The 26,879-nt window shown below is 64.0% G+C and carries 30 protein-coding genes; 14 read left to right on the top strand and 16 right to left on the bottom strand.

What is annotated here, in order from left to right; translation table 11 throughout:
• Positions 1-59: 59 nt before the first annotated feature.
• The 4 genes from HAP47_RS19970 (at position 60) to HAP47_RS19955 (ending at position 4,223) form a co-directional block, all read left to right on the top strand.
• Positions 60-1,193 (top strand): patatin-like phospholipase family protein, encoded by a 1,134-nt coding sequence (locus tag HAP47_RS19970; protein ID WP_173643499.1) that lies wholly within the window; start codon positions 60-62, stop codon positions 1,191-1,193.
• 97 nt (positions 1,194-1,290) lie between these two features.
• Positions 1,291-2,028, top strand: a complete 738-nt coding sequence (locus HAP47_RS19965; protein ID WP_173643498.1) for a TetR/AcrR family transcriptional regulator — start codon at positions 1,291-1,293, stop codon at positions 2,026-2,028.
• 305 nt (positions 2,029-2,333) lie between these two features.
• Positions 2,334-2,936, top strand: a complete 603-nt coding sequence (locus HAP47_RS19960; RefSeq protein WP_231168938.1) for a PepSY domain-containing protein — start codon at positions 2,334-2,336, stop codon at positions 2,934-2,936.
• 249 nt (positions 2,937-3,185) lie between these two features.
• Positions 3,186-4,223 (top strand): aspartate-semialdehyde dehydrogenase, encoded by a 1,038-nt coding sequence (locus HAP47_RS19955; protein ID WP_173643496.1) that lies wholly within the window; start codon positions 3,186-3,188, stop codon positions 4,221-4,223.
• Positions 4,224-4,321: 98 nt separating this feature from the next.
• Here the strand turns inward: HAP47_RS19955 and queA are convergent, their stop codons facing one another.
• The 5 genes from queA to coaD all read right to left on the bottom strand — a co-directional run bounded on the left by queA (position 4,322) and on the right by coaD (position 7,464).
• Complete coding sequence (gene queA, locus HAP47_RS19950) at positions 4,322-5,398, bottom strand: tRNA preQ1(34) S-adenosylmethionine ribosyltransferase-isomerase QueA (protein ID WP_173643495.1); 1,077 nt, start codon at positions 5,396-5,398, stop codon at positions 4,322-4,324.
• A 70-nt stretch (positions 5,399-5,468) separates the two neighbouring features.
• A complete protein-coding gene (locus HAP47_RS19945) occupies positions 5,469-5,933 on the bottom strand; it encodes a peptidylprolyl isomerase (protein ID WP_173643494.1) in 465 nt (154 codons plus the stop codon).
• Entirely contained in the window at positions 5,909-6,349 is a 441-nt protein-coding gene (locus HAP47_RS19940) for a hypothetical protein (protein WP_173643493.1), read from the bottom strand. The genes HAP47_RS19945 and HAP47_RS19940 overlap by 25 nt, the downstream gene beginning before the upstream one ends.
• Positions 6,350-6,355: 6 nt before the next feature.
• Positions 6,356-6,919: a peptidylprolyl isomerase gene (locus HAP47_RS19935; RefSeq protein ID WP_173643492.1), complete on the bottom strand. Its 564-nt coding sequence runs from the start codon at positions 6,917-6,919 to the stop codon at positions 6,356-6,358.
• 47 nt (positions 6,920-6,966) lie between these two features.
• Complete coding sequence (gene coaD / locus HAP47_RS19930) at positions 6,967-7,464, bottom strand: pantetheine-phosphate adenylyltransferase (protein ID WP_173643491.1); 498 nt, start codon at positions 7,462-7,464, stop codon at positions 6,967-6,969.
• Between the two features lie 266 nt (positions 7,465-7,730).
• Between coaD and HAP47_RS19925 the strand changes: the two genes are divergently transcribed.
• Positions 7,731-7,988, top strand: a complete 258-nt coding sequence (locus HAP47_RS19925; RefSeq protein ID WP_173643490.1) for a hypothetical protein — start codon at positions 7,731-7,733, stop codon at positions 7,986-7,988.
• A gap of 154 nt (positions 7,989-8,142) precedes the next feature.
• On the top strand, positions 8,143-10,041 hold the full coding sequence (locus HAP47_RS19920) for a potassium transporter Kup (protein ID WP_231168986.1): 1,899 nt from the start codon (positions 8,143-8,145) through the stop codon (positions 10,039-10,041).
• 190 nt (positions 10,042-10,231) lie between these two features.
• Here the strand turns inward: HAP47_RS19920 and HAP47_RS19915 are convergent, their stop codons facing one another.
• Both HAP47_RS19915 and HAP47_RS19910 read right to left on the bottom strand, forming a co-directional pair.
• Entirely contained in the window at positions 10,232-10,423 is a 192-nt protein-coding gene (locus HAP47_RS19915) for a hypothetical protein (RefSeq protein WP_106326168.1), read from the bottom strand.
• Positions 10,420-11,229, bottom strand: a complete 810-nt coding sequence (locus HAP47_RS19910; RefSeq protein WP_173643489.1) for a transglutaminase-like domain-containing protein — start codon at positions 11,227-11,229, stop codon at positions 10,420-10,422. The genes HAP47_RS19915 and HAP47_RS19910 overlap by 4 nt, the downstream gene beginning before the upstream one ends.
• Before the next feature lie 260 nt (positions 11,230-11,489).
• On the opposite strand from HAP47_RS19910, the gene HAP47_RS19905 reads away from it, so the two are divergent.
• Positions 11,490-11,669: a hypothetical protein gene (locus HAP47_RS19905; protein ID WP_173643488.1), complete on the top strand. Its 180-nt coding sequence runs from the start codon at positions 11,490-11,492 to the stop codon at positions 11,667-11,669.
• A gap of 405 nt (positions 11,670-12,074) precedes the next feature.
• Here the strand turns inward: HAP47_RS19905 and gyrA are convergent, their stop codons facing one another.
• From gyrA to HAP47_RS19890, 3 genes are all read right to left on the bottom strand, one after another.
• Positions 12,075-14,801, bottom strand: a complete 2,727-nt coding sequence (gyrA, locus tag HAP47_RS19900; RefSeq protein ID WP_173643487.1) for a DNA gyrase subunit A — start codon at positions 14,799-14,801, stop codon at positions 12,075-12,077.
• Between the two features lie 236 nt (positions 14,802-15,037).
• A complete protein-coding gene (locus HAP47_RS19895; protein ID WP_173643486.1) occupies positions 15,038-15,436 on the bottom strand; it encodes a DUF2306 domain-containing protein in 399 nt (132 codons plus the stop codon).
• Between the two features lie 255 nt (positions 15,437-15,691).
• Entirely contained in the window at positions 15,692-16,186 is a 495-nt protein-coding gene (locus HAP47_RS19890; protein ID WP_097672149.1) for a single-stranded DNA-binding protein, read from the bottom strand.
• A 441-nt stretch (positions 16,187-16,627) separates the two neighbouring features.
• On the opposite strand from HAP47_RS19890, the gene HAP47_RS19885 reads away from it, so the two are divergent.
• The 5 genes from HAP47_RS19885 (at position 16,628) to HAP47_RS19865 (ending at position 21,870) form a co-directional block, all read left to right on the top strand.
• Complete coding sequence (locus tag HAP47_RS19885; RefSeq protein ID WP_173643485.1) at positions 16,628-17,371, top strand: outer membrane protein; 744 nt, start codon at positions 16,628-16,630, stop codon at positions 17,369-17,371.
• Positions 17,372-17,386: 15 nt separating this feature from the next.
• Complete coding sequence (locus tag HAP47_RS19880) at positions 17,387-17,641, top strand: hypothetical protein (RefSeq protein WP_173643484.1); 255 nt, start codon at positions 17,387-17,389, stop codon at positions 17,639-17,641.
• Positions 17,642-17,695: 54 nt separating this feature from the next.
• Complete coding sequence (locus HAP47_RS19875; protein ID WP_173643658.1) at positions 17,696-18,355, top strand: outer membrane protein; 660 nt, start codon at positions 17,696-17,698, stop codon at positions 18,353-18,355.
• 267 nt (positions 18,356-18,622) lie between these two features.
• Positions 18,623-21,598, top strand: a complete 2,976-nt coding sequence (gene uvrA / locus HAP47_RS19870) for an excinuclease ABC subunit UvrA (RefSeq protein WP_173643483.1) — start codon at positions 18,623-18,625, stop codon at positions 21,596-21,598.
• Positions 21,599-21,651: 53 nt separating this feature from the next.
• Entirely contained in the window at positions 21,652-21,870 is a 219-nt protein-coding gene (locus tag HAP47_RS19865) for a hypothetical protein (RefSeq protein WP_173643482.1), read from the top strand.
• Between the two features lie 150 nt (positions 21,871-22,020).
• Here the strand turns inward: HAP47_RS19865 and HAP47_RS19860 are convergent, their stop codons facing one another.
• Together HAP47_RS19860 and HAP47_RS19855 are read right to left on the bottom strand one after the other, a co-directional pair.
• Positions 22,021-22,389, bottom strand: coding sequence for a VOC family protein (locus tag HAP47_RS19860; protein ID WP_173643481.1), 369 nt, complete (start codon positions 22,387-22,389; stop codon positions 22,021-22,023).
• 155 nt (positions 22,390-22,544) lie between these two features.
• The gene (locus HAP47_RS19855) at positions 22,545-22,877 is read right to left on the bottom strand and encodes a PRC-barrel domain-containing protein (RefSeq protein ID WP_173643480.1); all 333 of its coding nucleotides are present in this window, start codon (positions 22,875-22,877) and stop codon (positions 22,545-22,547) included.
• 275 nt (positions 22,878-23,152) lie between these two features.
• On the opposite strand from HAP47_RS19855, the gene HAP47_RS19850 reads away from it, so the two are divergent.
• Positions 23,153-23,716 (top strand): hemerythrin domain-containing protein, encoded by a 564-nt coding sequence (locus HAP47_RS19850; RefSeq protein WP_173643479.1) that lies wholly within the window; start codon positions 23,153-23,155, stop codon positions 23,714-23,716.
• 84 nt (positions 23,717-23,800) lie between these two features.
• Positions 23,801-24,196, top strand: coding sequence for a c-type cytochrome (locus tag HAP47_RS19845; protein ID WP_173643478.1), 396 nt, complete (start codon positions 23,801-23,803; stop codon positions 24,194-24,196).
• On the opposite strand, the gene HAP47_RS19840 is transcribed toward HAP47_RS19845, so the two are convergent.
• From HAP47_RS19840 to HAP47_RS19825, 4 genes are all read right to left on the bottom strand, one after another.
• Positions 24,168-24,383 carry an SRPBCC family protein gene (locus tag HAP47_RS19840; protein WP_371821796.1) on the bottom strand — a complete coding sequence of 72 codons (216 nt, stop codon included), beginning with the start codon at positions 24,381-24,383 and terminating at the stop codon, positions 24,168-24,170. The two genes, HAP47_RS19845 and HAP47_RS19840, sit on opposite strands and share 29 nt — an antisense overlap.
• A gap of 439 nt (positions 24,384-24,822) precedes the next feature.
• Positions 24,823-25,539 (bottom strand): Crp/Fnr family transcriptional regulator, encoded by a 717-nt coding sequence (locus HAP47_RS19835; RefSeq protein ID WP_173643477.1) that lies wholly within the window; start codon positions 25,537-25,539, stop codon positions 24,823-24,825.
• A 7-nt stretch (positions 25,540-25,546) separates the two neighbouring features.
• Positions 25,547-25,777, bottom strand: coding sequence for a DUF6894 family protein (locus tag HAP47_RS19830; protein WP_173643476.1), 231 nt, complete (start codon positions 25,775-25,777; stop codon positions 25,547-25,549).
• A gap of 146 nt (positions 25,778-25,923) precedes the next feature.
• The gene (locus tag HAP47_RS19825) at positions 25,924-26,691 is read right to left on the bottom strand and encodes an AAA family ATPase (RefSeq protein WP_173643475.1); all 768 of its coding nucleotides are present in this window, start codon (positions 26,689-26,691) and stop codon (positions 25,924-25,926) included.
• Between the last annotated feature and the right edge of the window lie 188 nt (positions 26,692-26,879).

Here is a 26,879-nt window from a genome sequence, read left to right as displayed (position 1 = left end):
CCTGACTGGCCGAGATGTTCCCACCCTGCAGCGCCCGGCCTGACGGCGTCCGCCATCGGATGACTACCGCTCATGCGATCCGGCAAGCGGTGCTGCTGTGCGGGCTTGCCTTCGCGCTGGCGGCCTGCAGCTCGCTGCCGCGCATGCCTTACACGGCTGCCGACGCCGCCAATTCGCGGGTGCTCGGTCTCGACGGGCTGCGCCGCTACGCCGACGAGCCGGTGTCCAAATTCCGGCTCGAGAAGAGCGACCGCGCCCCGATCAAGACCTATCTCGCCCTCTCCGGCGGCGGCGCCGACGGCGCCTATGGCGTCGGCGTCCTCAACGGCTGGACCGCGGCGGGCAACCGCCCGAGCTTCTCAGTCGTCTCCGGTGTCAGCACCGGCGGACTGATTGCGCCCTTTGCATTCCTCGGCCCGCGCTACGACGATACGCTGAGGGAGGTCTACACGTCGGGCATCGCCGAAAGCCTGCTGCAGGACCCGAGCCTGATGCGGGTGCTGTTCGGCTCCGGCCTGTTCGGCAACAAGCGACTGCGCGAGTTGGTGGCCCGTTACGTCGGCCAGGACGTCCTGAGCGAGGTGGCGCGCGAAAACGCCAAGGGCCGAAAGCTCCTGATCGTCACCACCGATCTCGACACCCAGCGCACGGTGATTTGGGACATGGGACGGATCGCCTCCGTCGGAACGCCCGAGGCGCTGCAGCTGTTTCGCGACGTGATGGCGGCCTCCGCCAGCATCCCGCTGGTATTTCCGCCGATCATGATCGACGCCGACGGCCAGGGTCGCCGCTTCCAGGAGATGCATGTCGACGGCGGCGTGACTGCGCCGGTCCTGACGTTGCCGGACGCATTGCTGTTCCGCGAGCGTGCCTGGCCCGCCGATAGCCGCATGAAAATTTACATCCTCGTCAACAAGAAGCTCGAGGGCAACTTCGAGCTGGTGTCGAACTCGACGATCGACGTCGCCTCGCGCAGCATTTCCGCGATCACGCAGGCGCAGACGCGCTCGGTCATTCTCTCGACCTATGATTTCGCCCGGCGCAACCGGCTGGGCTTCCATCTGTCCTACATCGAGCGCGACTATTCGGCGCCGCAAACCCAGGGCTTCGACACCGCCTATATGCGCGCGCTCTACCAGCACGGCTACGAGAAGGCCGCCGCGGGGCAGGCCTGGACCGCGACGCCGCCCTGAGCGGGCCAGCCCCCGGTACCACCGAATGGACGAATCCGCATTGCGCGGGTTATAGACCGGACAGACCCGTCCGAAGGCACAACGAGATGAATGGGCAATGGGATTGACGGCAACCAAGGCCAAGGTGGCCAAGCGCGGCGTGATCAAGTCACGTGGCGGCCGGCCGACCCGGGATGCTGCGATCGAGCGCGACCAGCGGCTGATCGAGGTCGCTACGCGCCTGTTCCTCGAGCGCGGCTTCGATGCGACGTCGATCGACGCCGTGGCCGAGGCCGCCCGCGTCAGCAAGCCCACGGTCTACGGACAGTACGGCGACAAGCGCGGCCTGTTCACCGCGGTGCTCAGGCGCGAAATTGCCCGGTGGCTTGCCCCGCTCGCCGCCGCGGCGGCCGAAGCGCAGGCCGGCGATAGCTGCGATGGCTCGGTCGAGGAACGGTTGATCGAGCTCGGGCGCCAGCTGCTGGTGCTGAACTGCAGCGCCGACTCCATCGCTTTCAGCCGGATACTGACCGCGCAGGCGATCAATTTCCCCGAGGTCGCCAAGCTAGCCGTCGACGAAGGCTGGTCGAAGGCGGTGTCGACGACGGCGGATTTCTTTGACCATCTGGTCGACAACGGCGCCCTCGACCTCGAGGACACGACGATCGCGGCCGAGACCTTTCTCAACATGGTGGTCGGCCACACCCACCGGATGGCGACATTCGGGATTCCGATCGACATGAAAGCCGCCGTGACGCGGATGGAAGTCTCGATCCGGCTGTTCCTCGCCGGTGCCGTGGGACCGCGAGACCGGCTGCGCGACGCCGCCAAGGCTCGTCGCCGGCCGGCGCGCTGACCGTTTTATGGGATCATTTCGTCGCCCTACACGTTGCCGTGATGAGTCTTGAATAAACAGAACGAAACCGTATTGTTTAGTTGCAAAGAGACGCTCAGCCCGGATCGCCCCCCAAGGGTTCTGCGTCACCTTGTAACTGCGATCGTCACGACGGAGCTGCCGCCATCGCTCCGCCTGAACGTTCGGCGGCCGACCTCTGACTAACAGAGGTCGGCCGCACCCTTCTCGGCCCGCCCCTCGCTCTGCGAGCGCGGGTCACGCGCGTGCACATGTTCAATACAGGTTCGACGATGAGGACAGGACGATTGCGCGCACTGAGGCATTGGGCATTGGGAGCACGGCTGCTTGCAACCGCGCTGCTGGCGCTGCCCTTCGCGTCGCCGGCCCATGCGATCACGAGTTCGGCTGCCGCCGCGCTCACCCCGCAGGACAGTGACAGCGCGCTCGACATGCATGCGGTTCGCCGCGAGCTCGACAGCTTCCAGTCCGCCCAGATCTCGCTGCGCAAGGCGATGGCGATTGCGGAGGCGCTGCACTCAGGCTCGATCACCGCCGACATCAGCTTCGACGGCGCGTCGGATCCCGCGGTCTACCGGGTCAAGACCATGCAGCAGAACCGCATCTGGCAACATGCGATCGACGCCTCGACCGGCCAAGTGGTCGGCGGCGAGCCGCCTTCGCCGCTGGCCTCCCTCGACGCCGAAGACCGCGACAACCTTGCCGTGCTCAGGGCGCTCCGGCATCGGCTCGCCGATGCGGTGCGCGTCGCCGAGCACACGACCTCGGGCAAGGCGATCAGCGGCGGCTTGATGCGCGAACGCGGCAAGCTCAATTTCGTCATCGTGGTGCTGACGGGCAGCGACCTGAAAGAGGTGATCCTCGAGCCGCCCGGCGCGCGCCGGCGCTGAGAGCGGCACGGGCGCTGCCAGGTTCTCCCTTGCCAAGTTTTCGCCCAAGAGCCGTTGACGGACGCCGATCTCTGCCGCATAAGTCCGCACCATGATCACCGCGACCAAACGCACGACCAAAACCACCAAGCCCTCTGGGGCCTCGGGAGGCGTGCGCGCGTAGTCGGTCGTACAGCATCATCTCTACCCGAAGCCCCGCCTGATGAAGGTCCGGGGCTTTTTTGTTGCCCGCGTCATGCTCAAATTCGAATGGAGGACAAAGTGAGTAACGATCCCGTCGTCGCGATTGTCGGCGTCACCGGCGCAGTCGGCGCCGAATTCATCGCAACCATGGACAAGCGGGGCTTCCGCGTCGGCAAGCTGAAGGCGCTGGCGAGCGCCCGTTCGGCCGGCAAGACCGTCAACTTCCGCGGCAAGCCGGTCGTGATCGAGGAGCTGACCGAGCGCGCCTTCGAGGGCGTCGACATCGCGCTGTTCTCGGCCGGCAGCGGCATCTCGAAGAAGTTCGCGCCTGTCGCGGTGAAGTCCGGCGCCGTCGTGGTCGACAATTCGTCGGCCTTCCGGATGGATCCGAACGTGCCGCTGGTGATCCCCGAGATCAACGCCAACCGCATCCGCAACCACAAGGGCATCATCGCCAACCCGAACTGCGCCGCCATCACCGCGCTGGTGCCGCTGTGGCCGATCCACCAGAAGAACCGCATCAAGCGCGTGATCATGTCGACTTACCAGGCCGCGAGCGGCGCGGGAGCAGCCGCAATGGAGGAGCTCGTCGAATCCACCCGCGCCAATCTCAACGGACAGGTCTACACCCCGAAGGTGATGCCGCACCCCTACGCCTTCAACCTGTTCAACCACAACACGGCCATCGATCCGGAGACCGGCTACAACGACGAAGAGACCAAGGTCATCAAGGAGACCCACAAGATCTTCGAGGACGACAGGATCGCCGTCGGCGTCACCTGCGTGCGGGTGCCGGTGCTGCGCGCGCATTGCGAGGCGATCACCTTCGAATGCGAGAAGCCGATCACCGAGGACCAGGTGCGCGCGCTCATGGCGCAGGCGCCGGGCGTCAAGATCGTCGACGATCGCGCGAAGAACTACTTCCCGATGCCGATCGATGCGTCCGGCCAGGACGATGTGCTGGTCGGCCGCATCCGCAAGGATCTCAGCGATCCCTCCGGGCACTCGATCTCGATGTTCGTCGCGGCCGATCAGCTGCTCAAGGGTGCTGCGCTGAACGCGGTGCAGATCGCCGAGCTGTTGCCCGAACGCGCGATGGCGTGAGGAGACGAACTGCGCAGTTCGTAGGGTGGGTTAGCGAAGCGTAACCCACCATCGCTCCGCACATGGGAACGGTGGGTTACGGCTTCGCCTAACCCACTCTACGCCTTTGCGCGGAACAGCAAACAGGCATCGCCGTATGAATAGAACCGGTAGCCGTCGCTGATCGCGTGTGCGTAGGCGTTCTGCATCGTCTCGAGGCCGGAGAAGGCCGAGACCAGCATGAACAGCGTCGAACGCGGCAGGTGGAAGTTCGTCAGCAGAACATCGACCGCGCGGAAGCGATAGCCCGGCGTGATGAAGATCGAGGTTTCCGCCGCAAACGGCTGGATGGTGCCGTCGGCATTGGCAGCGCTCTCCAGCAGCCGCAGCGACGTGGTGCCGATCGCGACGATCCGGCCGCCCTTTGCGCGCGCGGCGTTCAGGGCAGCAGCGGTCTCGGCGGTGATGCAGCCCCATTCGGCATGCATCTTGTGTTCGGAGGTCTCACCGGCCTTCACCGGCAGGAACGTCCCTGCCCCGACATGCAGCGTCAGGCGATGCAGATCGACGCCGCGGCTCTTCAGCGTGGCCTCGAGCGCCGGCGTGAAATGCAGCCCCGCCGTCGGCGCGGCGACCGCGCCTTCATTGGCGGCGAACATGGTCTGGTAGTCGCTGACATCCTGGTCGTCGGGCGTGCGCTTGGAGGCGATGTAGGGCGGCAGCGGCGTGGCGCCGACATCGGCGATGGCCTGGTCGAGCACGGGACCATGGAACGAGAATGATAGCGTCACCTCGCCTTCCTGCCCCTTGGCCTCGACCTCTGCATCGAGATTGCCGAGCAGGCAGACCTTGCCCTCATTGCCGAAGCGGATCGTGTCGCCGGGCGCGAGCTTCTTCGCCGGCTTCACCAGCGCCTGCCAGCGCGAGCCGTCGAGCCGCTTGATCAGGGTCGCCTCGATCTTCGGCTCGGTCTCGCGGCCGATCCGGCGGCCCTTGAGCTGGGCCGCGATTACCTTGGTGTCGTTGACCACGATCTGATCGCCCGCCTCCAGCCAACGCGGCAGGTCCGCGATGGTGGCGTCGCGCAGCACGCCGTCCGGATGCACCACCAGCATCCGCGCGGAATCGCGCGGGCTCGCGGGGCGGAGCGCGATGCTCTCGGGCGGCAGTTCGAAATCGAAGAGATCGGTGCGCATGGCGCGACTACTGCATCGTTGTCATTCCGGGTTCGCCGCTTTAGCGACGCCCGGAATGACAGCGAATTGCCTAAGCCGCGTCGGCGGCCATGCGCGCCTTGACGATCTTGTCCGGATCCTTCACCGGCTCGCCGCGCTTGATCTTGTCGACGTTCTCCATGCCCTCGGTGACCTTGCCCCACACCGTGTACTGGCCGTTGAGGAACGAGGCGTCGTCGAAGCAGATGAAGAACTGGCTGTCGCCGGAATCCGGATTGGCGGCGCGGGCCATCGAGGCGGTGCCGCGGACATGCAGCTCCTTGTTGAACTCGGCCTTCAGCTTCTTGCCGGAGCCGCCCATGCCGGTGCCCTGCGGGCAGCCGGTCTGCGCCATGAAGCCGTCGATCACGCGGTGGAACACGATGCCGTCGTAGAAGCCTTCGCGCACCAGCTCCTTGATCCGCGCGACGTGACCGGGTGCGAGATCCGGGCGCATCTCGATCGTGACCGGGCCCTGCGTGGTTTCGAGGATCAGAGTATTTTCGGTAGCAGCCATGCTCGCTTCTCCTGGCTTCGGGGTGGATATTTCTTGTTCCGGAACGGGATTGCGAATGGACGACCCGCAACCGCGCCGCCCAGGCTCTCGGTAAATGGCATCGGTGTGCAGCGTTGCAACGCCTCCATCACCGCGACCCGGTACGCGATCCGGTCGTTGTCGGTCGCCTCCTGCGATTCATAGCTGATCCTGGGATGCCCGAGGATCGCGCCCTCTCGGTTGAAGCTGACAATGACGGTAATGTCGATCGGGCCGGCCTTGTCCGCCGGCGGCGGCCGCCAACAGCGATGGATCGCCAGAACAACGTCCCTGATCGTATTGAGTTGCTCCGGCTCGGCCGCCACCGATCCGGCCAGCGCGAGCCACAGCACCAGCGGCGCGGCGAACCAGGCAAGTGGCTTGCTGCGCGCCGCCATCGCCGATCACTTGATGTCGGATGCGACCTGCACCTTCACCATCTTGTCGGGATCGGTGACGGCGCCGCCGGGAGAGCCCGCGGGAGCCTTCTTCAGCTTGTCGACCACGTCCATGCCCGACACCACCTCGCCGACCACGGTGTACTGGCCATTGAGGCTCGATCCGTCGGCGAACATGATGAAGAACTGCGAATTGGCGCTGTCGACAGAGTCGCCGCGCCGGGCCATGCCGACGATGCCGCGCTTGAACGGGACCTGCGAGAACTCCTGCTTCAGGTTCGGATATTTCGAGCCGCCGGTGCCGTTGAAGTTCTGGCCGTCGCCGGTCTGCGCCATGAAGCCATCCATCACGCGATGGAACGGCACGTTGTTGTAGAAGCCCTCGCGCGCCAGCTGCTTGATGCGCTCGGCATGCTGGGGCGCGATGTCGGTGCGCAGCTTGATGACGATGCGGCCCTTGGTGGTGTCGATCACGATCGCATTGGCCTTGTCGAGATTGGCAGGCAGCGGCTGCGCGACCGCAGGCACGACGCAGAGCAGCGCGGCAACGAATGCAAGAATGCGGATCATGGAAACTCCGGACCTTTGACGTTCTGGGTGTGGCAGGCCGCCGGCAATCAGCTGGCGAACTTGGCCTTCAGGCTAGCGGCGACAGATGACGGCACGAATGCAGAGAAGTCGCCGCCCATCTGGGCGATTTGGCGCACCAGTGTGGCGGTGATCGGGCGGACCGCGACCGATGCCGGAACGAAAACGGTATGCACCTCGGGCGCCATCGCCTCGTTCATGCCGGCCAGCTGCATCTCGTAGTCGAGATCGGTGCCGTCGCGCAGGCCGCGAATCATCAGCGTGGCCTTGGCCGAGCGCGCCGCCGCGACCGTGAGGTTGTCATAGGTCGCGCTCTCGAAGGCGCAGCCCGCCTTCTGGGCGATGGGGCCGAACACCTCATGGACCATGGCCAGCCGTTCCTCGGTGGAGAACAGCGGCTTCTTGCCGGGATGGATGCCGATGGCGACGATCAGGCGGTCACAGAGAAAGACGGCCTGTCTCACCACGTCCAGATGGCCGTTGGTGACGGGATCGAAGGAGCCGGGATAGAGCGCGATACGGGACATCGTCCCTCCTAACCCGCCCGGCTCTCCCCGGCAAGCCGCCCGGGTTCCGTCTGTCACGCGAAATAAATACCTGCTCGCCCAGTGAACGAGTTGTGGGATGCCAGCGTCTACGTGGGTGAATGTTTCGTCGGCCGCTGGCGGACGAAACAAAACCGGCCGGCGATGAAACCATTTTCCACCCTGGCGAAGACATCAGGAAACGTGCGGCCGGTAGACATTGCACAACGAAACGACGGGCCCGGGGGTCCGATCATATGGGGACCGTCATGATCAAGGCACTTTCCGCTATCGCCGTTGCCGCGTTCATTGCCGCCGCGCTCACCGTTCTGCCGGGCTTTGCGCCGCAGGTCGCAGCCTCCACCCCGCAGCCGCTGGCCAAGAGCGACCGTCTCGACATCCACCCGGTCGGCAAGGACTGCTCGCAGCAGGCCTGGCCGAATTTCGAGGCCTCCTGCCTGCGCAGCGCCGGCAACAAGACGGAGGTTCGCGAAGCCCGCCTCGTCACCGCCGACCGCACGCCGTAGTCACTTCTGACCCGTCTAGGCGTCACTTCCGACCGTCACACAAAACCCAATGGTAATTTGCGACGTCCCGTCGCAGACTATCGTCTAAGGCGCCCGATCGGATGACCCGGCGGGCGCAAGCCATCGGGGGATTGCCGTGACCAGTACGCCCGCCATCGTTTCCTCTGGCCATCCTCCAACCAGCCCGATTTCGTTTGCCGTCACGCTCGGTGCCCTGGGTGTCGTCTATGGCGACATCGGCACCAGCCCGCTCTACGCCCTGAAGGAAGCCGCCAAGGCCGCCGCCCATGGCGGGCCACTCAGCCAAACTGCCGTGCTGGGCACGGTCTCGCTGATCCTGTGGGCGCTGATCCTCATCATTTCAGTCAAATACGCCATGCTGATCCTGCGCGCGGACAACCGCGGCGAAGGCGGCATCGTCGCGCTGCTGGCGCTGCTCTCGGCACGCAATGCGGCGCCCGGCACCTGGCGCGCCCATTTGCTGGTCGTCGGCCTGGTCGGCGCCGCCCTGCTCTATGGCGACGGCGCGATCACGCCGGCCATTTCCGTGCTGTCGGCGATCGAAGGCCTGAAGGTCGATGCGCCCTCGCTGGCGCCGGCGGTGGTGCCGCTCACCGTCGTGATCCTGATCGGCCTCTTCTTCATGCAGAAGCAGGGTACGGGTTTCATCGGCAGGATCTTCGGCCCGGTGATGCTGTTCTGGTTCGCCGTGCTCGCCGCGCTGGGCATTCACGGCATCGTCAGGGCGCCCGGCGTGCTGGTCGCACTGAGCCCGTTCTATGCGTTCGATTTCCTGATCCATCAGGATTTTCACGTCAGCTTTGCGATCCTCGGCGCCGCGTTCCTCGCCGTCACCGGCGGTGAGGCGATGTATGCCGACATGGGGCATTTCGGCCGCTTTCCGATCCGGCTTGCTTGGTTCGCCATCTGCCTGCCCGCGCTGGTGCTGAACTATTTCGGCCAGGCCGGGCTGCTGATCACCGACCCGACCGCGATCGAGAATCCGTTTTTCCAGCTCTCGCCTGACTGGGCGCATTACCCGCTTGTTCTGCTCGCGACCGTCGCCACCGTGATCGCCTCACAGGCCATCATCTCGGGTGTGTTCTCGCTGACCCAGCAGTCGATCCAGCTCGGCTTCCTGCCGCGCATGCACATCCAGCACACCACGAGCGATGCGATCGGGCAGATCTACGTGCCGCTGGTGAACTGGCTGCTCGCGGCCGCAACGCTCGGCGCCGTGCTCGCCTTCGGCACCTCGGACGCACTCGCGGGCGCCTACGGCATCGCCGTGTCGCTGTTGATGGCGATCACCACGCTGCTCGCTGCGCTGGTCGCGATCCAGTGGGGCTATTCGCCGATCATCGTGATCGCGGTGAACGGCTTCTTCTTCATCATCGATGCGATCTTCTTCGCGGCGAACACCGAGAAACTGCTCGAGGGCGGCTGGTTCCCGCTGCTGCTTGCGGCCACGGTGGCGTTCCTGATGCTGACCTGGCGCGGCGGCGTCAAGCTGGTCGAAAAGGCGCGCGCCAAGCTGCGCCAGCCCGAGGAGGATCTGATCGAGACCGCGGTCAACAAGTGCAGCGCCCGCCTGCCCGGCACCGCCGTGTTCCTGGCCTCGGCCCCCAAGGGGGTGCCGCTCGCGCTGACCCAGTTCGTCAAGCATAATCACGTGCTGCATCAGCGCGTGCTGTTGGTCACCGTGCAGATCGAGGAGCGGCCGCGGATTCCCGACGAGGAACGCGCCGACGTGATCGAGATCAGCCCGGGCATCACCCGGATCATCCTGCACTACGGCTTCATGCAGTACCCGACGATCTACGAAGGGCTGCAGCTCACCTGCCGGCAGGGCAAGCTGCCCGGCATCGATCTCTCCGACGTGACCTACTATATCGGCCGTGAAACCATCATCCCGCGCGAGGACGTTCCGGGCATGTGGGTATGGCGTGAATCGCTGTTCGCCTTCCTGCAGCGCAACGCCGAGCGGTCCGCGGCCTTCTTCGGCGTGCCGACCGGTCAGGTCGTGGAGTTCGGCACCGAGATCGAGATTTGATCTCACAGTCTGCGTAGCCCGGATGGGACGAAGCGCAGTCTGGGATACGCAACACCCCTACGGCAACGCCCAGCAAAACGGATGCGCTGGCCGGCCTCAATAGAGAACTCGAGAATTCGACCGGTCAGGGCGTGGCTCGTTGACCCAAATCCGACGCGGGCATCCAAGACCTGGCTAGGGCCTGAACGGTCTATTCGCCCGCTGCGAGACGACGAACGCCGGATGCGGTCAGGCCGAGTTCACCGAGCCGTCTGACTGCGTAGCCGAGACCGACCAGGCGCTCCCCGTGCAACTGGGGAATCTCCCGTTGGGCTTCGCCCTTGCCGACCTCGACTAGGGAGGCGAACTCGTCCGAACTGAGGGCTTGGGGATCGTCCGTCATGACGCGACCTCGTCGGTCCAGACCTTGAACGAAACCAGCGTGTTTGGCCCAAACGTCTGGGTGATCGGAACGTCGGAGGCATCCCGTCCCTGTGCGATCAGAACCCGGCCGATCCTCGGCACGTTGTTGCGCGGATCGAACATATGCCAGCGGCCGCCGATATAGGCCTCGAACCAGCCGGCGAAATCACCAGCCGGCCAAGGCAGCGGGGTGCCGATGTCGCTGAGATAGCCGGTGCAATAGCGCGCCGGAATGTTCATGCAGCGACAGAACGTAATGGCGAGATGCGCGTAGTCGCGGCACACGCCCTTGCCTTCGTTGAAGACCTCCCACGCCGTCATGGTAGCACGGGCGTGCTCGTAACCGAAAGCGATATGGCGATGCACGAAATCGCAAATGGCCTGGACCCGCGGCCAGCCCGGCGGCGTGCCCTCGAACAGCTTCCATGCGATTTCTGAAAGCCGGTCGGTCTCGCAATAGCGGCTGCCCAGCAGATAGACCAGCGTGTCCGCCGGCAAGTCCTCGACCGCGTGCTGCCCGGCCGACGCAAACACTGGATCAGGCTCGCCACTGTCGCGCACGACACCATCGGCCGCGAGGCGCATTTGACCGCCCGGCGCAACGATACGGCTGCACCAATTGCCAAATCCGTCGCGATAAGGCGTGATCGGCACTGTGGGGGTGGTGGTCAGGTAGTCGGGGACGATGATGTCGGACGCGCGCGTGAAATGCGTGCCCAGCACCATGATCATGGGTGTCGGCTGCGGGAACTCGTAGTGCATTTCGAATCCGACGCGAAGCTTCATTCGAAATACATTCCTGTTTGTCCTACCGACATGGCGACGATGCGGTCGAATACAAGGTACGATCTGCCTGATCGGACAAATACCCGTATCGCGCGAGAAAGTGCTGGCTATTTGCCGTGATCGCGCGCAGGAACGACGACGCTTGCCGGCTGGCGCGGCTTGCCAGTGCGAGGCGAACCCGACCAATGTTCCGGTCGGCTGGCTGAAAGCCTCCTCCGTGCGTTCGAGACGAATTCCAACGCACTCACCGAAAGACCTTCATGCAAAATCTCTCGCCTCGTCACGTCAAGATCGAAGAGTCCGTGCGCCTCGGCGTGACGTCTGGTTGGTATTCCACAAAAGTCAGCGGAACATTCGTGACCGGCCCGCATGACACCGAAGCCGATTGCCTGCGCAAGATTGCCGAGATCAATCCTCCCCCGCCGAGGAAGAAGAAATAACTCCTGCGCAGCCAGATTGGGCGCATGGGCAATGCCAACTCGGACGCATGTCGGCAAGATGGCCAAACAAACCCGCGTTCGCCTTCTCGAGGTTATCGTGAGTGCGCAGAAAGAGCCCACTCGCTGGAAATGGCATATTGCCGAAGGCGGTTTGGAGCTCGTGCACGGCTACGCGACGTCACGCGAAACAGCGCAACGGGACGGCGATAGCGTTCTGTTCACAATGCTGTCTGCCCCCAAGGCGCCCTGAACGGGTCGCCCTTCGACGAACAGAGACGCACGTTCTCTAAGCTCAGCGAAACGACGCTTAGGCGCAGGTCCGCGCGCCCAAGCAATCAGGCATCGGTCAACCTGGCGCGGTCCTGACCTCGAGCCGCATGCAACGAACCACGTTCGGGAACGGCCCTACTCGCCGTTCCCGTTCGCGCCGTTCTCTTCCTCCGGAATGTGCTCGACCGAGACGACATGCTCGTCCTCTGCGGTGTCGAACACGATCACGCCCTGGGTCGAGCGGCCGGCGACGCGGATGTCGGCCACCGGGCAGCGGATCAGCTGCCCCTTGTCGGTGACCAGCATGATCTGGTCGGCGTCCTCGACCGGGAACGACGCCACCAGGTTGCCGTTGCGGTTGTTGACGCTCATCGCGACGATGCCTTTGCCGCCGCGGCCGGTGGTGCGGTACTCGTAGGACGAGGTCCGCTTGCCGAAGCCGTTGACGGAGACGGTGAGCACGACCTGCTCGGCCGCCGACAGCTCGGCGTAGCGCTCTTGCGACAGCTGGATCGCGTTCGCCGTCTCCTCGCCCTCGGTATCCGCGGGCTCCTCGGCCGTCGCCTCGCCGGCCACCGCTCGGCGCATCTTCAGGTAGGCCGAGCGCTCGTCCGAGGTGGTCTCGACATGGCGCAGGATCGCCAGCGAGATCAGCTTGTCGGCCTCGGCCAGCGCGATACCGCGCACACCCATTGAGGTACGGCCGGTGAAGACGCGCACATCGGTGACCGGGAAGCGGATGCATTGCCCGCCGGCGGCGGTCAGCAGCACGTCGTCGCGCTCGGTGCAGATCTGCACGTCGACGATCGCCTCGCCCTCCTCGAGTTTCATGGCGATGATGCCGGAGCGGCGGACGTCGACGAAATCGGACAGCTTGTTGCGGCGAACGGTGCCGCTGGTGGTCGCGAACATCACGTCGAGATTGCCCCAGGAGGATTCATCCTCCGGCAGCGGCATAATCGTGGTGATGCGCTCGCCCTGCTCCAACGGCAGGATGTTGATCAGCGCCTTGCCGCGCGCGTTTGGAGCTGCCATCGGCAGCCGCCAGACCTTCTCCTTGTAGACCTGGCCGCGCGACGAGAAGAACAGCACCGGCGTGTGGGTCGAGGCCACGAACAGGCGCGAGACGAAATCCTCGTCGCGGGTCTGCATGCCGGCGCGACCCTTGCCGCCGCGGCGCTGTGCCCGGTAGGTCGACAGCGGCACGCGCTTGACGTAGCCCGCATGCGACACGGTGACGACCATGTCCTCGCGCTGGATCAGGTCCTCGTCCTCGACCTCGCCTTCCTGCTCGATGATCACGGTCTTGCGCGGGGTGGCGAACTGCTGCTTCACTTCGGCGAGCTCGGTCTTGACGATGCCCTGCACGCGCGCACGCGAGCGCAGGATGTCGAGATAGTCGGCGATCTCGGCCGCGAGCTTGTCGAGCTCCTCGGAAATTTCGTCCCGCCCCAGTGCGGTCAGGCGCTGCAGCCGGAGATCGAGGATCGCTCTCGCCTGCTCCATCGACAGCCGGAGCGTGCCGTCATCGTTGATGCGATGCCGGGGATCGTCGATCAGCGTGATCATCGCCTCGACGTCGCGTGCCGGCCAGTCGCGCGACATCAGGGCCTCGCGCGCGGTGTTCGGATCGGGCGAGGTTCGGATGACACGGATCATCTCATCGATGTTGGCGACCGCGATCGCAAGGCCGACCAAAATGTGGGCGCGATCACGGGCCTTGCCGAGCAGGAACTTGGTCCGCCGGGTCACCACCTGCTCGCGGAATGCGACGAAGATGGTGAGCAGGTCCTTCAGATTCATCGTCTGCGGACGGCCGGAATCCAGCGCCAGGATGTTGGCCGGGAAATTCGTCTGCAGCGGCGTGAACCGGTAGAGCTGGTTCAGCACCACGTCGGGCACCGCTTCGCGCTTCAGCTCGATGACGACGCGATAGCCGTCACGATCGGACTCGTCGCGCAGGTCGCCGATGCCCTCGATCTTCTTCTCTTTCACGAGATCGGCGATGCGCTCGACCATCGTCGCCTTGTTCACCTGATAGGGAATCTCGGTGATGATGATCGCTTCGCGATCCTTCCTGATGGTGTCGATCGCCACCTTGCCGCGCATCACGATCGAGCCGCGGCCGAGATGGTAGGCCGACCGGATGCCCTGGCGGCCCAGGATGATGCCGCCGGTCGGGAAGTCCGGTCCGGGAATGATGTCGATCAACTCGTCGATCGTGAGCGCCGGATTGTCGATCAGCGCTACGCAGGCGTCGACGACCTCGCCGAGGTTGTGCGGCGGGATGTTGGTCGCCATGCCGACGGCGATGCCGCCGGCGCCATTGACCAGGAGGTTCGGGAAGCGGGCCGGCAGAACCGCCGGTTCCTTCTCCGAGTTGTCGTAGTTCGGCTGGAAATCGACGGTGTCCATGTCGATGTCGGCGAGAACGGCAAGCGCCGCCTTGGTCAGCCGTGCCTCGGTATATCGATAGGCCGCCGGCGGATCGCCGTCGACCGAGCCGAAATTGCCCTGGCCGTCGATCAGCGGGACCCGCAGCGAGAAGTCCTGCGCCATACGGACCATCGCGTCGTAAATCGACTGGTCGCCATGCGGATGATATTTACCGATCACGTCGCCGACGACGCGCGCGGACTTGACGTATTTCTTGTCCGGCGTGTGTCCCTGCTCATGCATCGAATAAAGGATGCGCCGGTGCACCGGCTTGAGCCCGTCGCGCGCATCGGGCAACGCACGCGACACGATCACGCTCATCGCGTAATCGAGGTAGGACTTCTTCATCTCGTCGAGAATGGAAACGGGACGAATATCTGAGGGCACCGGCGGCTCGCCGGGCTTGTCGTCTTCGGGTTCGGACAAAGGGGAAATCCGGTCAGTTCTGCTGGGGAATCATATAGACCATCGGAGGCCTGATAACCACCCTTGCGCGGCTCCGGCAAGCCGTTTTTCCCTTCGTTTTTTCATGCACTTACGGGCTTGTTTGCGGCTTCGGTCGCGGCTTGGCCCGGGAAGCGAATCTTGAGCGGCGAACTGCGCATGGAACACGGGTTCCCCCGCGCGTTATTCGCCACTGGGCATTCGCGATTTCGCCTCCCTCAGTGCCCGAACACCACTGCGTGCATGATCCGCCCGGGCATGAAGGTGAACAGGCCGGCAATGACCAGCGCGCCGAAGAAAATGCCGATCATCGTGAACTTGTGGCGGCGGACATTGTGGCTCCGCGCGGCCTTCACGCCGAGCACCAGCATGACCAGCGAGAAGATCGACAACAGGTGGATCGGGCTCCACGGGCCCACCAGCTGGATCTGATGGATCCAGAACGAGCTCCCGGCAACCACCAGCATCAGGATCACCCAGATCCAGCCCAGCGTCCGATGCGGCAGCGCGCCCTTCGGTGCGGCGAGCTGGATGGAGCCGAGCACGAAGGCCGCCATCGCAGCAAAGGCATGGAGCGGGATCGCAGGCGCAGCGTCGAGCAATGGCGCGAGGCTCATGATGGCAGCCCTCGAGTGAAGCTCGCGGCTAGACGTCACCGTGCCGCAGGCCAATGTAAATATCATTCACATCGACCCGTGTCAAAGTCTGGGGAACTTGTGCGATCCAGTGGATATTAGTGTAATATGACCAGTTCGATATGAGGCTATCCTCATAGTTCACACAAGGACCTCGCCTCGCGCGTCATACATCCGCTCCGGGAAATGAATCTTCACGGAACGGCCCTGACGGAATCCTGAAACCGCGACCTGCGGTCAGAACGGGATGTCGTCGTCCATGTCGCTGTTGCGGCTGCCGCCGCCGGCGGCGACCGCGCGGCGCGGCGCCGAGCTGACCGGACCGGACGAGCCGAAGTCGCTGCCGCCGCCATCGTCGGCGAAGCTGCCGCCTCCGCCGCCACGCCCGTCGAGCATGGTGAGGTTGGAGTTGAAGCCCTGCAGCACGACCTCGGTCGAGTACTTCTCGACGCCGCTCTGGTCGGTCCATTTGCGGGTCTGCAACTGACCCTCGATGTACACCTTGGCGCCCTTCTTCAGATACTGCTCGGCGACCTTGCAGAGGCCCTCGTTGAAGATCACGACGCGGTGCCACTCGGTCTTTTCCTTGCGCTCGCCGGTGCCCTTGTCGCGCCAGGTCTCCGAGGTGGCGATGGAAAGATTCGCGATCGGACGGCCGTCCTGTGTCCGCCGGATCTCCGGATCCTTGCCGAGGTTTCCAACCAGGATCACCTTGTTCACGCTTCCTGCCATCGCATCATCTCCACTCAAAAACCGGGCGCCGGGCATCGGCCGCCACTCTCAACCATCGCCACTTACTTGCAGGCGTCGCGAATGACCTATACGGCCGGTGCCGGCTCGATGCCCTCGCCGTCGCGCGGTTATCCACGATTATCAAGATATAGCACCGCAGCCGACACCGTTCCAGGTTTGTTCGCACAACCGTAGAAACAGCCGATGGCGATGGCGCATCCGCCGATTTCGCTCCCAGTCACCAGCGGGCTCCGACGCCTTACGAAAATATAAGTCAAATCAACACCTTGCCCTATCGATGCTTCTTCCGCGAGTGTTGCATTTGGGAGACGGCGTTTCCGGTTGAATCAGGGTATAGGTACCAGCCATCAGGCGGGCGCTCGCGTCTGAGATCGCGCTTCGGGACCTTTGGAAGCCGATCGGGAAGCTGGGGGTTTGATAATGAAGAAGTTTTTGCTCGGTACGGTTGCCCTGATCACGCTCGCTGCGCCTGCCGCGGCTGCGGATCTGGCTGCGCGCCCCTACACCAAAGCGCCGCCGATGATTGCCGCCGTCTATGACTGGAGCGGCTTCTACATCGGCGCCAACGGCGGCTGGGGCTCGAGCCACAATTGCTGGGACCAAGTCCCGGGTGGCGTGCTGATCGGCTCGGATGGTTGCCATGATGCGACCGGCGGCGTCGCCGGCGGCCAGATCGGTTATCGCTGGCAGGCTGGCACCTGGGTGTTCGGCCTCGAAGCGCAGGGCGACTGGGCCGACCTGAAGGGCAGCAACAACAGCGCGATCTTCCCGGGCCTGTTCACCAACCAGAGCAAGATCGACGCGTTCGGGCTGTTCACCGGCCAGATCGGCTACGCCGTCAACAACGTGCTGCTCTACGCCAAGGGCGGTGCGGCGCTGACCGACAACCGCTTCAACACCTACTTCACGCCAACCGGCGTGCTCGCCGGCAGCGCGAGCGACACCCGCTGGGGCGGCACCATCGGCGCCGGCATCGAAGTCGGCTTCGCGCCGAACTGGACCGCTGGTGTCGAGTACGACCACCTGTTCATGCAGGACAAGACCTACAACCTCACCACCCCGACCGGCGCGCTGTTCAGCAGCATCCGTGATCGCCAGGACGTAGACCTCGTCACCGTCCGCGTGAACTACAAGTGGGGTGGCCCGGTGGTTCCGCGCTACTGATCGAGCGACACGGATTTGATCCAGACCAAAGGCCGGCCTCCCCGCCGGCCTTTTTGTTGGCGCGGCCGCTTGTTTGCGCAGCCGAGCGCGCTGGACCAGGGCCACAAATCAAACGTGGTCAACCACAAGAGCCGGTCTTGCGCCGGCTTTCTTCTTGCGAGCAAGCGCGCGCTTCGCCTGGGCCGTTTTCCGCGCATGGTGGTTTCACGGTTACACAACTTCCAGGATTTCTATGTAGAAACACCTGATCGTCACACGACACTGCTGTGACGTTCCCTCCAATGTTTGAAGGGACAACAAGAAAATGGGACTGGGACTTTGAAAATCAGGAATGTTTTGCTGGCATCGGCCGGCATGTTTGCCCTCAGCGCAATTGCACCGGCAATGGCCGCCGATATGGCGGCACGCGCGCCTTACGTGAAGGCTCCGCCGCCGGCCGCGATCTACAACTGGACCGGCTTCTACATCGGCGGCTTCGGTGGCTATGCCAGCGAGGAGTCCGGCAATCCGAAAATGGAAGGCGGCTTCGCCGGCGGCACCATCGGCTACAACTGGCAGACCAGCAACATCGTGTACGGCCTCGAGGCCGACGGTGCCTGGGCTGACGTCGACGCCTCGGCCAGCACGCTCGGCGTCACCGTGAAGAGCAAGGTCGACGCGCTCGGCACCGTGCGCGGCCGCATCGGCTTCGCCGTCGACAAGGTGCTGTTCTACGGCACCGGCGGCTACGCCTGGGTCGACAACAAGATCAGCGTCAGCGCGCTCGGCGTGACCGCTTCGCAGAGCAACTTCCACTCCGGCTGGACCGTCGGCGCCGGCATCGAGGCGTTCATCGCGCCGCAGTGGTCGGTCAAGGGCGAGTATCTGTATCGCAGCCTCGGCAGCGAGACCTACTTCGGCGTGCCTTCCCCCGACCTCAACCTGCACAGCGTCCAGTTCGGCGTGAACTATCACTTCGGCGGCCCGATCGTCGCCAGGTACTAAGCCAAATCGACTGAGCAATTCCTGGTCCACAGGATCAGATCGCACGGAAAGGCCGGCCTTGCGCCGGCCTTTTTGCGTCCGGGAACCGCATCCTGCTGACGGCTGCTGCCATCAGGCAAACTATCCGTTGATGGACGCGACTCAGCACTGGAAATTGTCGGCCGTTCTTCCTACGTTCCAGTCTTCTCACCCATCGGCGCAAGGTCCCGGCAGCACCGGCGATGCGCGCCCAAAAAGGCGCCCGATCATGCGCCCGGAAATGTCGCTATGGATGAAGTGCTCAAGGCGAAGCGCCAACAGAACGCCGGCTCCTCATCGCGCGCCATCACGATCCGCGGCGCGCGCGAACACAATCTGAAGAACATCGACGTCGAGATTCCGCGCGACAAGCTCGTGGTGTTCACCGGCCTGTCCGGCTCCGGCAAGTCGTCGCTTGCATTCGACACCATCTATGCCGAGGGCCAGCGCCGCTACGTCGAGTCGCTGTCGGCCTATGCGCGCCAGTTCCTCGAGATGATGCAGAAGCCGGATGTCGACCAGATCGACGGCTTATCTCCGGCGATCTCGATCGAGCAGAAGACCACGTCGAAGAACCCGCGCTCCACCGTCGGCACCGTCACCGAGATCTACGACTACATGCGCCTGCTGTGGGCGCGCGTCGGCGTGCCGTATTCGCCGGCCACGGGGCTACCGATCGAGAGCCAGATCGTCTCGCAGATGGTCGACCGCGTGCTGGCGCTACCGGAAGGCACCCGCCTCTATCTGCTGGCGCCGGTCGTGCGCGGCCGCAAGGGCGAGTACAAGAAGGAGCTCGCCGAGTACCTCAAGAAGGGCTTTCAGCGCGTCAAGATCGACGGCACCTTCCATGAGCTGTCCGAGGCGCCCGCGCTCGACAAGAAATTCCCGCACGACATCGACGTTGTGGTCGACCGCATCGTGGTGCGCCCCGACCTCTCCCAGCGCCTCGCGGAAAGCTTCGAGACCGCGCTGAAGCTCGCCGAGGGCCTCGCCGTGATCGAGTATGCCGATGCGCCGGCGGCGGCACCAGCCGAGGACAAGAAGAAAACCGCAAAAATCCACGACAAGAGCGGCCCCGAGCGCATCCTGTTCTCGGAAAAATTCGCCTGCCCGGTCTCCGGCTTCACCATCCCCGAGATCGAGCCGCGGCTGTTCTCGTTCAACAACCCCTATGGCGCCTGTCCGGCCTGCGGCGGCCTCGGCGTCGAGCAGCATATCGACGAGGACCTGGTCATCCCCGACAAGGAGCTGACCTTGCGCAAGGGCGCGATCGCGCCGTGGGCGAAGTCGTCCTCGCCCTATTACATCCAGACCCTGACCGCGCTCGGCAAGCACTACAAGTTCACGCTCGACACCAAGTGGAAGGACCTGACCAAGAAGGTGCAGGCCGCGCTGCTGCACGGCTCCGGCGACGACGAGATCAAGTTCTCCTATGAGGACGGCGTCCGCTCCTACGACACCAAGAAGCCGTTCGAGGGTGTCGTCACCAACATCAACCGCCGCTACCGCGAAACCGAAAGCGAGTGGGCGCGCGAGGAGCTCGGCAAATATTTCTCCGACGTACCCTGCGCCGGCTGCAACGGCTATCGGCTGAAGCCCGAGGCGCTGTGCGTCAAGATCGGCGGCAAGCATATCGGCGAGATCTCCGAGCTCTCGGTCAGGCGCGCCGGCGAATGGTTCGAGACCGTGCCGGAAGCGTTGAATGCGCAGCAGAACGAGATCGCGACGCGCATCCTGAAAGAAATCCGCGAACGCCTGACCTTCCTGCTCGACGTCGGCCTCAACTACCTCACGCTGTCGCGCTCGTCGGGCACGCTGTCCGGCGGCGAGAGCCAGCGCATCCGCCTGGCCTCGCAGATCGGCTCGGGACTGACCGGCGTGCTCTACGTGCTGGACGAGCCGTCGATCGGCCTCCACCAGCGCGACAATGCCCGCCTGCTCGACACGCTGAAGCGGCTCCGCGACCTCGGCAATACCGTGGTCGTGGTTGAGCATGACGAGGACGCCATCCGGCTTGCCGACTATGTGCTCGATATCGGCCCCGGCGCCGGCATGCACGGCGGCCACATCGTCGCCGAAGGCACGCCCGACCAGATCATGCGCAACCCGAAATCGCTGACCGGCAAATACCTCACCGGCGAGCTTTCGGTCCCGGTGCCCGAGCGGCGGCCGCCGAACCACCGGCGCACCATCAAGGTCATCAACGCCCGCGGCAACAATCTGAAGAACGTCTCGGCCGAGATCCCGCTCGGCCTGTTCACTTGCGTCACCGGCGTCTCCGGCGGCGGCAAGTCGACGCTCTTGATCGATACGCTCTACAAGGCGATCGCGCGAAAACTGAACAACGCCAGCGAAGGCGCCGCGCCGCACGACCGCATCGAGGGCCTCGAGCACATCGACAAGATCATCGACATCGACCAGTCGCCGATCGGCCGCACGCCACGTTCGAATCCCGCGACCTATACCGGCGCCTTCACGCCGATCCGCGAATGGTTCGCCGGCCTGCCCGAGGCAAAGGCGCGCGGCTACGAGCCCGGGCGGTTCTCCTTCAACGTCAAGGGCGGCCGCTGCGAGGCCTGTCAGGGCGACGGCGTCATCAAGATCGAGATGCACTTCCTGCCCGACGTCTACGTCACCTGCGACACCTGCAAGGGCAAGCGCTACAACCGCGAGACGCTGGAGGTGCTGTTCAAGGGCAAGAGCATCGCCGACGTGCTCGACATGACGGTCGAGGAAGCCGCCGAGTTCTTCAAGGCGGTGCCGCGCGTGCGCGAGACCTTCCAGACCCTGCACCGCGTCGGCCTCGACTACATCCATGTCGGCCAGCAGGCCACCACGCTGTCCGGCGGCGAGGCCCAGCGCGTCAAGCTGGCGAAGGAGCTGTCCAAGCGCGCCACCGGCCGCACGCTGTACATCCTGGACGAGCCGACCACCGGCCTGCACTTCCACGACGTGGCGAAGCTGCTGGAGGTGCTGCACGAGCTGGTCGCCCAAGGCAACACGGTGGTCGTGATCGAGCACAATCTCGAAGTCATCAAGACCGCCGACTGGGTGATCGACCTCGGCCCCGAAGGCGGCGACGGCGGCGGCGAGATCGTCGCCTGGGGCCCGCCGGAAGACATCGTCAAGGCGCCCCGCAGCTACACCGGCAAGTTTCTGGCCCCGGTGCTGAAGAAGGCGAACAGCAAGCCGAGGAAGAGCTCAGCGAGCGAGGCGGCGGAGTAGCAGGAGTGCCTCTGTACACATATGTCGCGAGCTACAGAGGGTCGACGTGTGCCGTGCAGGGCAGCTACAGCAACTACAAGGGCTTTGCACCACAGGCGCTTGCGCAGATTCCGGATGGTGCGCTTCCAGGGCTAACCCCAGCCATACGAAAAGACCTGGCCAAAGCTTGGGGCGAATGGGAGCAGGTGCCGGAATTATCGCGGGTGTGGCGGATCAGCTTTAAGGTGGGCGATCACGCGATGATCGTGTACGCGGTCGAAACTAGATCCTAGCCCAGCTCACGTCCTATCTTCCGCCCAACGAGAATTGTTAGCAAGTAGCCCGGATGAGTTCGTAGGGTGGATCAGCGAAGCGTAATCCACCGATCCCTCTGCGAAATTACGGCGGGTTACGCCTAAGGCTAACCCGCCCTACGCACTGCCTCAGTTCCCACGGTACGTGGCTATCTGCCAGACGTTTGCCCAGGAATCCCGGACCGTCGCGCGTCTGTCGCCATAAGGCGTATCCGTAGGCATCTCGATCGATTCAGCTCCTGCTGCAATCGCCCGCTGATAGGTCTCGTCCGTGTTCTCAACGTACACATAGAGAAAGGCCGGCATGGCCTCGCGGACGCCTCCGCCGTCGCTGATCAGGATGATCGAGTCTCCGATGCGAATTTCCGTTGGTGCTCCGGACCGAACTTCGCCCTCCGCACCGAAGACGTCTGTTAAGAACTCGGCCAAGCCGGCGAGATCGTGCGAGACAATTCGCGGTATGACGGAAGGCCACCCGACGGGCTTGAATTGAGTCATCTGCCTGCCTTTGACTAGGCCACGACGATGCGTCGTGGATCAGAGCGGTAGCCCGGATGAGCGAAGCGACATCCGGGGGCTCTGGCAGCCGCCGACGACCGTCCCGCATATCGCTTCGCTCATGCGGGCTACAACAACCGCCACTCACCAGCGCGCTACACCGCCCAATAATTCGGGTGCGTGTAGGCGTGCGAGCGGTCGCCCCAGTCGAATTCGTCGCCGTCGAACTCGGACGGGCCGGTGCGCAGATCGTCCAGCGTCACCTCGGCCTCGAAGGCCTGGCGCGCGGGATCGAATTTCAACGCAGTCCACCTGACCGGATAATGGTGGTGGCTGCTGAGCACGCCGCCGGTCTTGATCACGGCATAGGCCACCGTTCCGCTCACCTTGTCGAGCATCAGCCGCTCGATCGAACCGAGCTTCGTGCCGTCGCGCCCGTAGACGCAGACGTGCTCGACCCGGTCGCTGGGTACCAAGGTATGATGCATGGCATCCTCCCTATTTTCCCTGGTTCAATTGACATTATAGCACCAGAGCACGCCGGATGTGCAGAGATCGCATCCATCGCGGCGCGCCAAACCCGCCTGCTCACCGCCGCGACTTCACCCACCGCAGCCAATCCGTTAGCGGCCGCCCCGATGCCTTCGCGGCGATTCCCGACCTTGAGCCGTCAAGCAAATTCGGCGGCGCCTTGATCCAGCGCAAAGTCCGGGACGGTCTTTTCGTCTACTGATTCCTCCAACCTTCTGCGTGGATCACTGCCATGGTCATCGACATTCTGTCCCGGGAACACCGCAATATCGAGCGGCTGCTTACCGTTCTTGAGCACGAGCTGGACATCTTCGATCGCGCCGGCCGGCCGGACTACGAGGTGATCGGCAGCGTCATCGCCTATTTCGAGGTCTACACAGAACTCTATCATCACCGCCAGGAAGATCTGATTTTCGCCAAGCTCCAGCTCCGCGATCCGGTCGCTGCCGCGAAAATCGGCGATCTTGCGCGCGAGCATCAAAAGGGCTCCGATCGCCTGCACCGCGTCGCGCATGCCGTCGCCAATGTGCGCGCCGGGGCCGAAATTCCGCGCGAGAATGTCGACGCCATCATCCGCGATTTCCTGGCGCACGAGCGGCGGCACATTATGATGGAAGACCGCGATTTCTTCCCGGCCGCGGTCAAGGCACTGACGGCGCAGGACTGGGCCGAAATCGCGTCCGCCCTGTCCTCGCACAAGGATCCGCTGTTCAGCGATGTGACCGAAGCGCGGTTCGACGTCTTGCGCGACCATATCATGGAGCTGGAGAAGGAGGCGGAAGCCGAGCGGCACTAGCCACCATTCCGCCGGCTGCCGGCACATCGACCCATATCTCACCGATTACAATCCAATCCATTTCCGGAGACGCTCGTGATGGGAATGAAATTCGGCGCCGCTTGGTCTGTCGGCAGCGTCGCGCTCGCCGCCGCCTTGCTCGCGACATCTCCGGCGCCGGTCCGGGCGATGGACGGTGACCCGATCGCGGGCCACGCTATCTTCCAGCGCACTTGCGTAAACTGCCATTCGCTCGATGTCGGTGTGAACAAGGTCGGCCCGAGCCTGTGGCACGTCGTTGGCCGCCAGCCGGCGTCGGTCCAGGGCTTCGATTATTCGGACGCCATGCGCGGCAACAAGACGCCCTGGGACGCGGCGGCGCTGGATACCTACCTCGCCGATCCCCGCGGCGACGTTCACGGTGCGAAGATGTTCTTCAAGGGTCTGCCCGACGCCCACGATCGGGCCGACGTCATTGCCTATCTGAAGACCGCGCGCTGACCGCGTAGACCCCGGCAAGCCAGTTCATGTCCTGGAAATTGCCGATCACCGCCCACACCTTGGCCTGCGGCGCGTCGATCTCGATCGATTCCCGCACCTTCTGGCGGGTCGGCCCATGGGCCCATGCGGCCCCCAACACGGCCAATGCCGCCACCACCACGCCGGCCTTCGCGATCGCTCTCCTCATCTTGTCTCCCCGATCTTTCGGTCTACCGCCAAGCGCGTGTCGAAGCTTATATTTCGGTATTCTGGACCAGATGGAAAGCGGCTGCTTGCACCAGAGCGAAGTTCGCGACCGCGGCTCTTCTCCGCGAGGCAAGCCGCTTATGACGGCCACGATCACATTCGCTGGACGAACTGCCCCGCTAACGGGCCCACGTTTGCCCCCGCCCGCGAGCTATCCGCTCAAGTTGAGCGTGAGACGGGGCCGGTTTGAGAAGCCGTAATATGCTTGGACGTTGTAATCGCAGCGAATGTCACGGCGAAGCCAAACACGATTGAAAATACGATCAAAATAAATCGTGGCGTCATCGACGAGGCTCCTTCCCCCAGGACGCCCCCCTGCATAGATTTAGTCGGTCGCAGGCTTACGTCTCAAGCCCTCCGTGCCGCTGTCCGCAAATCCGTTACGCCGTCCGCGCCTTTCGCTGCAAATAGTCGGGATTGAATTCAGCGAGCGCTTCGAGCTCCGTGCGGTTCGGCAGCGAAACCGTTTCGCCGCGCCATTCCAGCAATTTTCGTTTCCGGAGCGCCTGCAAGGTTCTGTTGGTATGGACCGTCGAAAGACCACAGGCGGATCCAATATCCGCCTGCGTAAGCGGGAACGTGAAGCTGTCCTGATTGAGCAAGCCTACAAACTCCAGGCGCACGGCGAGTTCACAAAAAAGCTGCGCCACGCGACGAATGGCGTCCAAGGCTCCGAGATTGCCCACCCAGTGTCGAAAGATAGCTGCGTCGATCAGCGTTTCACGCCAAAACGTGTGCACGAGCGATGGTTGTTTGTCGAACAGCGACTTGAGCGCGGCGTGCGGCACCGTCGCTACGGTGCTCCGCCCGACGCTGATGAGATCGTGGTCCATGGTTGGCAAGTACAACGTCATCAGGTCGGGGATGTCGCCCGGAACGTGCAGCGACAATATCTGGCTCCGATCTCCCACGATCTTCCGGCGATACAAAAAGCCACTCGTCAGCGCGACACAGTTGAGCGCTCTGTCGCCTTCCTTCAGGATGCTTTCCTGATCGCCGAGGGTCCTGACCGTATGCGGAAGCGCATTGAGTGCGGCGCGTTCATCCTGCGACAGACCGGCAACCGACTGCAGGCGAGCAATCAATCGTTGGTGCATTGGAAGGTCACTTGGTTGAGATGGTAAGGGTGGCGCCGGCAACGATCCGCACGCCGTCTCGGACGTAGATCGTCAAGCGAACTTCTTGACCATCCCGGGACATGTCGAGAGCGGCATCACCCGCGGCGGCCAACGCCATTGCCCGTGCGGCGTCAAGGGTTTCCAATTCCTGCCCCGTTTCGTCGATTGTCGCACCGCCATCCGAGCAATGATAATCGAAGACATTCAGCCGTAACACGCGAATTTCGATTCAGTTCCGTCCGATTTCGCGATCTCTGTCGTCCGCGCGACGAAACTGCATCACGCGCAGCACCGCCGCGGAGGCCAAGCGTTTCGCTCCGATCGGGCAGCCCCTGGACGTGGCGAGCCCGCCAGGCATCAGCGTCAATCCTCGATCGCCGCCTCGACGAACCCCTTCGGGTCATCGCAGAACTCGCGCATCAGCCGGTAGTGATCGGTCTCCCGCAAGCTGACCGGCTCGAGCCCGTATTTGCTCAGCCGCAGCAGCGTCGCGTCGGGATAGGCCATCAGGACCGGCGCATGCGTGGCCATGATCACCTGGCAGTGGCCGGTACCGTTCATCCGGTGCAGCAGCTTGAGGAATTCGATCTGCCGTGACGGCGACAGCGCTGATTCCGGCTCATCGAAGATGAAGATGCCCTGCCGCTGGCAGCGCTCCTCGAAGAAGCGCAGGAAACCCTCGCCGTGGGAATGCGACAGGAAGTCGGGCGGCAGCCCGCCGGCGTCCTGCGCTGCCTCGTCCAGATACCTTGCCACAGAGAAGAAGCTCTCGGCGCGAAAGAACCAGCCGTTGGTGATCTTGGGCAGCCAGCTCGCGCGCAGCGCTGACGCCAGCGAGCCGCCCATTTTCTCCAGCGCACGACCATGGTCGACCGGCCGATAGCCCTTGCCGCCGCCGGCATCGTCATAGCCGGCCATCACGGCGATGCCTTCCAGCAGCGTCGACTTGCCGGTGCCGTTCTCGCCGACGATGATGGTGATCGCCCGATCGAAGCTGAGTTCGAATTCGTTGCGCAGCAGCGGCAGCACGAACGGATATGCGTTGCGATCGGGAATGCGCCCGGGATCGAGCCAGATCCGCCTCAGATACGGCGCGGGCATGTTGATCGGGCGGTGTCGTCCTCTGGCCATCGGCGCGGATCCGGGGAAACAGCGGCAGGTGGCCCAGCTTATATGATAGGAGCCCGCCGCAATCCTAGATGGCCCGATGTCCCATGCCTAGCAAAGCTTACGCCCGCTTCCGCGAGGCGATCCTCACCGAGCAGCAAGTGGTCTGCATGCGAGCTCTGCCCGCATATCATCGGCCACAACAAGAGCGG

It is taken from the genome of Bradyrhizobium sp. 41S5 (assembly GCF_011516665.3).
GTDB lineage: Bacteria > Pseudomonadota > Alphaproteobacteria > Rhizobiales > Xanthobacteraceae > Bradyrhizobium > Bradyrhizobium quebecense.
The sequence above is the reverse complement of the archived record's forward strand: the minus strand, read 5'-3'. Positions and strand labels throughout refer to the sequence as shown.